This window comes from Propionicimonas sp., from assembly GCF_034927565.1.
Taxonomy (GTDB): Bacteria; Actinomycetota; Actinomycetes; order Propionibacteriales; family Propionibacteriaceae; genus Propionicimonas.
This window is the reverse complement of record NZ_JAYFPT010000065.1, coordinates 1-1,917: the sequence shown is the minus strand read 5'-3', so window position 1 is coordinate 1,917 and position 1,917 is coordinate 1. Positions and strand designations below refer to the sequence as shown.

The window sequence follows — 1,917 nt, the reverse complement described above, 5'->3', positions numbered from 1 at the left end:
CGTCCTTGGGCTCCCAGCCCTCCTCCAGCAGCCGCTCGACCTGGTCGTCGGCGACCCCCAACTCCTCCCCCATGGCTGCCGGGACGAACTCCACCGCCGGCCCGTCCCCACCTCGCAGCACCATCGAGGTGGGCGCCAGCGGGACGAAGCTGGAGGCGATCTGGCGGGTGTTGCGCAGGTTGTGGTCCAGCACCAGCGGCACCAGGGCCAGCGGCGGACGCCCGAACCGGGCGAACACCCGTTGCCGCTCGTCGCTGTAGGCGAAGACTCCGCCGGTCTGCTCGTCGCGCAGCGCGCCGACCAGCGGCGTCCACCAGTCGTCGGCGAAGTCCTGCGCCTCGTCCACGATCACCGCGTCGAACCGGTTGGCGTCGGCGAGTTCCGTGGCCCGGGCGGCCATCAACGCCGGCAGTTCGACCTCCCAGAACGCCGAGTCGTCCCGCGAACCGGTGACCTCGATCCCCCAACTGCGCGCCAGGTCCTCGAAGGTGCCGACGAAAGCCGGACGTTTGGCCCGCGAGCCGGTCAGCAGCTCGCGGCGCAGGTGGTTCGCCAACCCGTAGCTGTAACAAACCATCGCCACCCGCTGCCTCTCACCGGTGGTGCGTCCGCTGGCCAGGTCGGACGCCTGCCGGATCGCCAGCACGGTCTTGCCGCTGCCCGCACCGCCACGGATCTCCACCCGGTTCAACAGCCTGGTGACGCTCAGCAGGTTCGCCTGCTCCATGGTCAGCCGGTCAGCCAGTGCGGCTCGATCCTCGGCAATCGCCACCGGGTCACGGGTCGGCAGGTTGCGTCCGACCAGGATCTCGCGGATCAGCGCGATGTCGTCGGCGTCCGGCGGACGGGCGTCGCTGCGGTGCAGCGAGGTGGTGTCCCAGATGCGGCCCGCGAGGTCGGGCAGGTCGTTCTTGCCCGAAATCTGCCAGCGCGGACAATCCGGGGTAGCGAAGTCGTCGGCCAACGTGGTGCGGGCCAGCACCACGTGGTGGCTCCACCGGATCCGGGTCCGCCCCGCCCACCGCGGATCGGCTTCGACATAGTGCCGCAGCGCATAGACCGCATCCCGCGCCTGGTCGACCGGATGGATCCGCGTCGGCCCTTGCTGGCGGGTGATCATCCAGCGGCCGTCTGGCTCCACCCAGACCGAGCCGCCCTTCACCTCGATCACCACCACCCCCGAGCCGGGCATCAGCGCGACCAGGTCGGCCTCGTGATCCTTGTGCTCATCGGAGAGCCGATAGTTCGCCAGCAGGACACAGTCGTCGCCCAGCTGGCGACAGAGCTTCTGCCACGCCTCCCGTTCGGACGGCGTAACGAAGGTCGGCTGATCAGGGACGGACGTCGCCACGGTGAGACTCCTGTGTCTGGGACGGATCAAGGATGGCAGGACAACTGCCGGTCGTCACCCGACGGCCCGAGACTCCCATGTCTTCCCCTTCGACATCTTCATCGTCTCGGGCGCCACTGACGTTTTTCGTCCGGACTTCAGGAAGCTGGCGGCTGGAGTCAGATCTCATCGAGGTAGGTTGAGCGGGCCTTCATGGCATGAATGATCAACTCAGAGCCGTCGTCGAACACCAGGGACACCAGTTCAAGGAAGCGGCCCGCGGGATCGGCACCGATCATCACCAACGGCGAGGGTCGTCCTCATCGTCCAGCGGACGGGAGTGCAGGACGTGCTCGGCCGCGTAGATCACCGCGGCGGCATCAAGTCGGTCACGCCGGTAGTGCTTGCGGGCGGAAAGGCACAGTTCAGGCAACGTCGATCCACTCGCGCACCGCGGCCCGGATCGCGTCCGACCGAGTGGAGATACCCTCCGCCTCAGCTCTGGCCGCGAGTGCGGCGAGGGTGGCTGCGTCCAGTCGCACCGGCACCACCACGCCAGGACCATCACCCACCGGCGGGCGGCCGCG

General features: G+C 68.6%; 4 protein-coding genes. All 4 read right to left on the bottom strand.

The window, feature by feature from the left end; all coding sequences use genetic code 11:
- Window positions 1-1,351 (bottom strand): NERD domain-containing protein/DEAD/DEAH box helicase (locus tag VB080_RS12055; RefSeq protein WP_323418698.1); only part of this gene is annotated, 1,351 nt, incomplete at its 3' end.
- 158 nt (window positions 1,352-1,509) lie between these two features.
- Window positions 1,510-1,629, bottom strand: a complete 120-nt coding sequence (locus VB080_RS12050; RefSeq protein ID WP_323418700.1) for a toxin-antitoxin system toxin subunit — start codon at window positions 1,627-1,629, stop codon at window positions 1,510-1,512.
- On the bottom strand, window positions 1,629-1,763 hold the full coding sequence (locus VB080_RS12045) for a hypothetical protein (RefSeq protein ID WP_323418697.1): 135 nt from the start codon (window positions 1,761-1,763) through the stop codon (window positions 1,629-1,631). The genes VB080_RS12050 and VB080_RS12045 overlap by 1 nt, the downstream gene beginning before the upstream one ends.
- A partial coding sequence (locus VB080_RS12040) for a ribbon-helix-helix protein, CopG family (RefSeq protein WP_323418699.1) occupies window positions 1,756-1,917 on the bottom strand: 162 nt, incomplete at its 5' end. The genes VB080_RS12040 and VB080_RS12045, both read right to left, overlap by 8 nt.

What these genes read in the sequence shown, in the direction of transcription:
- VB080_RS12050 (WP_323418700.1), bottom strand. Translation starts at nt 1,629, where the DNA reads ATGATCGGTGCCGATCCCGCGGGCCGCTTCCTTGAACTGGTGTCCCTG.